The organism is Amycolatopsis sp. NPDC051371 (assembly GCF_040682155.1).
Lineage (GTDB): Bacteria > Actinomycetota > Actinomycetes > Mycobacteriales > Pseudonocardiaceae > Amycolatopsis.
Window position 1 is genome coordinate 23,059 of record NZ_JBFBAG010000084.1, and the last position, 6,275, is coordinate 29,333.

At 72.0% G+C, this 6,275-nt stretch carries 8 protein-coding genes; 2 read left to right on the top strand and 6 right to left on the bottom strand.

Annotated elements, in window-relative coordinates; all coding sequences use genetic code 11:
* Positions 1–15: 15 nt before the first annotated feature.
* The 6 genes from AB0M59_RS51840 to AB0M59_RS51865 all read right to left on the bottom strand — a co-directional run bounded on the left by AB0M59_RS51840 (position 16) and on the right by AB0M59_RS51865 (position 4,796).
* Positions 16–648 (bottom strand): NAD(P)H-dependent oxidoreductase, encoded by a 633-nt coding sequence (locus tag AB0M59_RS51840; RefSeq protein WP_364631297.1) that lies wholly within the window; start codon positions 646–648, stop codon positions 16–18.
* Between the two features lie 31 nt (positions 649–679).
* On the bottom strand, positions 680–931 hold the full coding sequence (locus tag AB0M59_RS51845; RefSeq protein WP_364631299.1) for a hypothetical protein: 252 nt from the start codon (positions 929–931) through the stop codon (positions 680–682).
* Between the two features lie 85 nt (positions 932–1,016).
* Positions 1,017–2,267 (bottom strand): helix-turn-helix domain-containing protein, encoded by a 1,251-nt coding sequence (locus AB0M59_RS51850; RefSeq protein WP_364631302.1) that lies wholly within the window; start codon positions 2,265–2,267, stop codon positions 1,017–1,019.
* Between the two features lie 24 nt (positions 2,268–2,291).
* Positions 2,292–2,990 carry an alpha/beta fold hydrolase gene (locus AB0M59_RS51855; RefSeq protein WP_364631304.1) on the bottom strand — a complete coding sequence of 233 codons (699 nt, stop codon included), beginning with the start codon at positions 2,988–2,990 and terminating at the stop codon, positions 2,292–2,294.
* 16 nt (positions 2,991–3,006) lie between these two features.
* Positions 3,007–4,110, bottom strand: coding sequence for an NAD(P)/FAD-dependent oxidoreductase (locus tag AB0M59_RS51860; RefSeq protein ID WP_364631306.1), 1,104 nt, complete (start codon positions 4,108–4,110; stop codon positions 3,007–3,009).
* Complete coding sequence (locus tag AB0M59_RS51865; RefSeq protein ID WP_364631309.1) at positions 4,107–4,796, bottom strand: TetR/AcrR family transcriptional regulator C-terminal domain-containing protein; 690 nt, start codon at positions 4,794–4,796, stop codon at positions 4,107–4,109. The genes AB0M59_RS51860 and AB0M59_RS51865 overlap by 4 nt, the downstream gene beginning before the upstream one ends.
* 222 nt (positions 4,797–5,018) lie before the next feature.
* On the opposite strand from AB0M59_RS51865, the gene AB0M59_RS51870 reads away from it, so the two are divergent.
* Together AB0M59_RS51870 and AB0M59_RS51875 are read left to right on the top strand one after the other, a co-directional pair.
* Entirely contained in the window at positions 5,019–5,453 is a 435-nt protein-coding gene (locus AB0M59_RS51870; protein WP_364631312.1) for a hypothetical protein, read from the top strand.
* A gap of 300 nt (positions 5,454–5,753) precedes the next feature.
* The gene (locus AB0M59_RS51875) at positions 5,754–6,179 is read left to right on the top strand and encodes a DoxX family protein (RefSeq protein ID WP_364631314.1); all 426 of its coding nucleotides are present in this window, start codon (positions 5,754–5,756) and stop codon (positions 6,177–6,179) included.
* Positions 6,180–6,275 lie beyond the last annotated feature (96 nt).

A 6,275-nucleotide genomic window follows, 5' to 3' on the forward strand; every position in this document is an offset into this window, starting at 1 on the left:
AGTGGCCGGAACCGGTCAGTGACCACCGAACAGGTGCTGGACCTCGGTCCCGACGTCGTCGAGCCACCCGGCCCGGCGCCACTCGTCCGCGTCGGCGACCACCCGCAGCACCAGCCGGCGCACCTCCGGCTCACCGAGGTAGGGCGCGAGACAGCGCTTCCAGATCGCCTCGAGCGGGTCGCCGAAGAGCGTCCGCTCGCGCTCCTCGGAGGTGTCGGACGTGTTCACGACCAGCAGCCGCCGCAGGGAGAGCAGCGACTCCGGCGCGCCGCCGGCGTCGTCGAGGCGGTACGCGACGCCGGGGACGAGGATCCGGTCGAGCCAGCCGCTGAGGATGGCCGGCGGCTTGCCCCACCAGTTCGGGTGGATCGCGACGAGCCCACCGGCTTCGCCCAGTTCTTCGCGGTGCCGCCGCACCAGCGGGTCCGGTTCGGCGGCGAGGAACTCCTCCGCCCGGGTCCCGCTCGTGTACGCCTCTTCGGCGGTGAGCACCGGGTCGAAGCCCTCGGCGTACAGGTCGTGGAAGAACACCGGCCGCCCGGCGTGGGCCAGGGCGTCGCAGACTCTCGCGGCGAGCGCGTGGTTGAAGCTGCCCGGCCGGGGGTGGGCCAGCAGCACCACCACCGGCCGGGACGTCTCGTCGATCACCGCGTCAGCTTGCCACGGCGGCCGTTTCGGCTCAGCCCGCGTTCGCCAGCAGACCCGGCCCCGACGGCGCGCTCTCCATCAGGCAGGCGTGGCACGGCATCCCGCGCAGCCCGTCGAGCACTTCGGCCTCGCCGGGGAAGATCGCCTCGCCGCAGAGCGCCGTCAGCTGCGCCGGCACCGCGCCCGCGGGCGGGACGGGGATCAGGTGGCAGACGCGTCTGCTTTCGCCGACGACGCCTCGGCGTAGCCGCACCAACGCGAGCATCCCACCGTTCTCACCCATACACGCAACGTAGGCCGAACGGCTCATCCCGGCTTCGTGCCCGCGCACCAACGATCTTCGGCGACGGTGGTCCGGGGTACCAAAGTCACGCCGGTGACAGCACCGCCGCGCCCAAGCGGTGGCTCAGGTTGAGCGCGAGCTCGACGTCCAGACGGCTTTCCGCGAGCTCGCGCGGCAGCAGCTCCTGCGCCTTGCGGACGCGGTACTGCACCGAGTTCTTGTGCATCGTCAGCTCGGCCGCGGCCGCCGTGTAGCTGCCGCCGGACGCGAGGAACACGCGCAGGGTGTCGCGCAGCCGCGCGCAGTTCTCGTCGTCGTCGCTCAGCGGGCCGAGCGTGCTCGCGACCCACAGCCGGGCCGCGTTGAGGTCGGTCGTCATCAACGCGACCGTGCCGACCTCCCGGAAGGTCAGCACGCGGTCGCAGTGCTCGCCGGCGGCCAGCGCCAGCGCGTGCACGCGGCGCGCCTGCTGGTGGGTGTCGCGGAAACCGGCGACACCGGTGCCGGGGTCACCGACCGTCACGCGCACGCCGGGGTCGGCTTCCGCGAGCACGGCGTCGAGGTGCTCGCGGCGGACCGACGCCACCGGGAGCCACGCCCACGCGCCGGCCTCGTCGCGGGGTACGAACAGCGGGCGCCCCTGGCCGCCGGCGCGCTCGAGCACCGCGCCCGTGACCGACTCCAGCAGCGACAGCACGTCGTGGGCCTCGGACGCGTGCCAGACGACCATCCCCACGTGCGTGCCGCGCAGGCGGTAGCCGATGACCGCCTCGGCCGCGTCGACGTCGGCCGGGCCGCCGTTCTCGCTCAGCAGGTCCAGCACCTTCGCCGCCCGCGCGGCACTCCGGTTGAGCAGCCACTTGTCACGTTCGTCCTGGTAGACGCTGACGAGCTGGCGCACCACCCGCGTGATGAACTCGTAGGCGACCTTAAGCAGCCGGCGCATCATCGCCCCGAGCAGCGCCGCGTCGTCGACGAGCCGGATGCACTCCTGGAACCCGAAGTCGAGCATCGCGGCCTGCCCGAGGTCGTACGCCCGGATCAGGTCGAACACCGGGGTGCCGCGCTGCGCCAGCCGGCGCGCGTACTCCATGGCCGCGGCCGGCGGGTCGACGGTCGCCGGGTCGATGCCGTGCCGGAAGATCTGCAGGGCGGTCTCGATGTTCTGGTAGACGCTCGCCGACAGCAGGCTCACCATGCGCTCGTCGTCGTTGACCAGCTGCGGCAGGTCGGCCGCGTACAGCTGGACCAGCTCCCCGGTCAGCTCGCTCGCCCGGTCCGCGAGGGTGGCGGCGATCTGCCGGATGCGGTCCGAGACGACTTCTTCGTCCACCATGGAGCTACCCTACGGGGTGAACGATCAAGCTCGTCCGGCGAACTCGTCGATCAAGGCGAACGTTTCGGCCGGTGCCTGAACGTGGGGCACGTGGCCCGCGCCCGCGACGACCTCGAACCGTGCGTCGGCGAACGCGGCCGCGTAGGCCTTGCCGAACTCCGGCGGCACGACGACGTCGTCCGCGCCCCAGATCAGCAGCGCGGGGATCCGGACGCGCGCGAGCCGGCGCAGCAGCTTCGGGTCGGCAATCTCCTCGCCCGCGTAAGCCCGCAGCGCGGCCATGTCCGCGGGGTCCGGCCCGGGCGCGCCGGGCGGCGGCTGCGGGAGGCTGATCGGGTGGCCCTCGACCGCCGCGCCGATGCCGTCGAGGATCACGAGCCGGCCGATCCGGTGCCCGCGGTCGCGGACGGCCATTTCGGACGCGACCCAGCCGCCGAAGGAGCTGGCGACCACGAGGACGCCGGAGGCGTCCTCGTGGTCCAGAAGGTCGAGGTAGGTGACGGCCAGGTCGTCGACGCCGGAGAACCAGTCCGGGCGGGACGTGCCGGCCCAGCCCGGGTGCGTCGGCGCGAGCACGCGGGCGTGCGGTGCGAAGTGCTCGACGATCGGCTCGACGCCTCGCGGGCCGGCACCGCCGTGCAGGACGAGGATGGTGCGGGCGCCGCTGCCGGTGTCGACGAGGGGGATGTCCAGTCCCGGGTGGGGACGGAGGGTCCGGGTCATGAGGGGTTCCTTTCGGTCAGTGGTCTGCGGTGTGGGCCAGCATCTGCTCGACCATGGCGGCGGGCGCGTCCGGCCGGAAGCAGGCTTCGAGGTTGTCCGCCGAGTCGCGGGCGGCTTCTTCCGCCCGCGGGAACAGCGCGGCTTCGTACGCCGCGAGAGCGATTTCGACGTCGTCGTGGCCGGCCAGCGCGAGGGCCAGTTCGGTGGCGTCGAGCATGGCGAGGTTCGCGCCTTCGCCCGCGAACGGCGACATCACGTGCGCGGCGTCGCCGAGCAGGGTCACGCCCGGGAGCCGGTCCCACCGGTGGCCGACCGGCAGGGCGTGGATCGGGCGCGGGATCAGGGCTTCGTCACTCTCCTCGATGAGGGCGCGCAGCCCGGCGTCGAAGTCGGCGAAGACGTCGAGCAGGCGTTCGCGGCCGGCCAGGCTCGTGACCGCGGCGGGATCGCCGGTCCGCACCGCGGCGTACACGCGGATCCGGCCGCCGCCGGTGCGCTGGGCGATCAAGCCCCTCCCGCCGGCCAGTGCGAACATCGACCCCGAGCCGACGAGCGCGGCCGCGGCCGGGTGCCGCTCGTCCACATCGGACAGATGAGCCTCCACGAACGACAGTCCGGAGTAGACCGGCACGGCGTCCGACAGCAGCGGCCGGACCTTCGACCACGCGCCGTCCGCGCCGACGACCAGGTCGGCCTCGACGACCTCGCCGGTGCCCAGGGTGAGCCGGCCGGCGGACACCGCGGTCACCTTGGTGCCCCAGCGGACGACGCCGTCCGGCAGCGACTCGACCAGGATCCGTTTGAGTGCCCCGCGATCCACCTCGGGCCGGGTGCCGCCGCTGTCTTCGGCGGTTTCCTCGAAGTGGACGACGCCGCCGCGGTCCAGGATGCGCAGCGCCTCGCCCTCTTCCCGGGCGATGGCGCGGAACTGCCCGGTCAGGCCCGCTTCGGCGAGCGCCCGTTGGCCGGACTCCTCGTGCAGGTCGAGCGTGCCGCCCTGATCACGGGCGGTCGGTGACGCCTCGAGTTCGTACACGGCGGCGTCGATCCCGCGGGTGCGCAGGACGCGGGCCAGCGTGAGACCGCCCAGGCCTCCGCCGACGATGGCGATCCGGGTCATCGGGTCTCCTCGGGTTCGGGACGCGGGGTGGCGAGCGCGCCGTTGAGCAGCGCGTCGAACGCCCACCGCGAGCGGACGGGGCCGGGACCGGACACCAGGTCGGCCGCCAGCGCGGCGATGTGCGGATGGGTCAGTGGGGAGGCCGTGGCCAGGGAGTCGACCATGTCCTCGTGTTCGCGGGCGGCTCCCGGCTTCTCCCGGCGGCTGCCGTGTTCGACGGCGGTCGCCGTGGCGGTCAGCAGCAGCACGTCGACCGCCCAGGCGGCCTGCCCGGGCGCCATGCCGCCCTCGTCGAGCAGCGCCAGCACCGCCTCGACGACGGCCAGGTAGTGCGGCCCGCTCAACCGCGTCACCAGCGCGACGCGGGCGAGGCTCGGGTGCGCGAACAGCACCGACCGGTAGGAGTCCAGCACCGACCACAGGCGTTCCCGCCAGTCCCCCGCCCCACCGAGCTCGACCTCCGCGAGCAGTTCGTCGAGCACCGCGGCGTGCAGCTCTTCGGTGTCCTTGACGTACACGTAGAGCGAGGCCGCGCCGGTGTCCAGCTCTTTGGCGAGCCGGCGCATGGTGACGCGCTCGACGCCCTCGGCACGCATCACCGCGACGGCGGTCGTGACGATGCCTTCGCGAGTGAGCGCCGGCTTCGCCGGGCGCTCACGGCGGTTGTAGGTGCTTTCCGGAGCCATGCCTCCAACTGTAGCGAACATGTTCGTTCCGAGCATGTTCGGCCCGAACATGTTCGTGCGGCTTGCGTCACACCCTCCCCGCCTCTTCGTGCGTGTAACCGGCGACATCGGGGAGGACGTCATGGGGATGTATCCACTGCGGGACGGGGACAGTTGCTCTGGTCGGGTGCGCCCGAGCGCCCGCAACGATGGTTCGTCGAGCACCTCGTCCTGCTCTTTTCCATGGTCGGAGGGGTCGCGATTCTCGTCCTGGTCGCGGTCGTCGTCCCCGCGGACCTGGTCTACTTCCTCTTCACCCCCATGCTCCCGCCGTTGATCGTGGCGTCGAGGGGCCGGATACAGAGTGCTCACGCCCGCGCTTTCGCGACCGGCTACCTCGTCACCGACCTGCGGATCATCTTCGTGGCACAGTGGCCCGCCGGGGCGGAGTACCGCTGGATGTGGCTCCACCGGCTGCCGCCCGCCCGGGTCGAGGCCGACGAGCGGGGCGTCGGGACGATCACCTTCGGCACGAGCTTCCGGACCCGGTGGACACTGGCGAGCAAGCCGAACTCCGGCGCCTGGGCACCGTTCGTGCCGGACCTCCACGCGGTCGCGGACGCGCCACGGGTGGCCGAACTGATCCGTCAGGCCCAGAGCACACCGCTGCCCAGGTGAACGCGAGCAATCGAAAACAATCGGAAACAATCGCGAAACACGGACCACTTCGTCGCCTGGTCTGGACCACTAACGAAGATCACCCGTCTGGCGGTTTCCGCTTCTATCGCAAGGTAAAGGCAGAGGTCCAGACCGCCGACTCAACAGCCTACCCGCATTTTGTTCGGAAAACCGGTTAAGCAACTTTCGGAGGGTGCGTTACCTTCTCACGGGCGGTATATCTGATTCCACCGAATTCGCAGTGGCCGGCCGCCGCGCCGGCCCGCTCGATGCCGCCCGCACCCCGCCACCGGAGGCACCATGCACCGCCTGGACCCGGCCCGCGACCACGTCATCGGGCTCTACCGGATCGTGATCGGCTTCCTGTTCGCCTGCCACGGCTTGAAGACGCTGTTCGGCCTGTTCGGCGCGAAGGCCCCCGCCGCCGTCGGGGCCTGGCCGGGGTGGTGGGCCGCGGTGATCCAGCTCGTCTGCGGCGCGCTCGTCTGCCTGGGCCTCGGCACCCGGGCGGCCGCGATCCTCGGCTCCGGCTCGATGGCCTTCGCCTACTTCACCGTGCACGTGCCGGGTGGCCTGCTCCCGATCCAGAACGGCGGTGAAGCGGCGACCTTGTTCTGCTGGGGCCTGCTCGCGGTCGCGTTCATCGGCCCGGGCCGCTTCGCACTCGGCAACCTCCCCGCCCTGCAGCGGACTTCGGAGCCGGCCGAGGCCCGCGTCACGGCCTAGGTGTATTGACCCGTGAGGTTGGGGACGCGGCTGGCGGGTGCTCTGCCGCCGAGTGCGGTGTGGCCGCGGTGGTGATTGTAGGTGTGCAACCACCCC

Coding starts and splice junctions, on each gene's coding strand:
- AB0M59_RS51845 (WP_364631299.1), bottom strand. CDS start 931: ATGGGTGAGAACGGTGGGATGCTCGCGTTGGTGCGGCTACGCCGAGGC.
- AB0M59_RS51875 (WP_364631314.1), top strand. CDS start 5,754: ATGCACCGCCTGGACCCGGCCCGCGACCACGTCATCGGGCTCTACCGG.
- AB0M59_RS51865 (WP_364631309.1), bottom strand. CDS start 4,796: ATGGCTCCGGAAAGCACCTACAACCGCCGTGAGCGCCCGGCGAAGCCG.
- AB0M59_RS51870 (WP_364631312.1), top strand. CDS start 5,019: ATGGTCGGAGGGGTCGCGATTCTCGTCCTGGTCGCGGTCGTCGTCCCC.
- AB0M59_RS51855 (WP_364631304.1), bottom strand. CDS start 2,990: ATGACCCGGACCCTCCGTCCCCACCCGGGACTGGACATCCCCCTCGTC.
- AB0M59_RS51850 (WP_364631302.1), bottom strand. CDS start 2,267: ATGGTGGACGAAGAAGTCGTCTCGGACCGCATCCGGCAGATCGCCGCC.
- AB0M59_RS51860 (WP_364631306.1), bottom strand. CDS start 4,110: ATGACCCGGATCGCCATCGTCGGCGGAGGCCTGGGCGGTCTCACGCTG.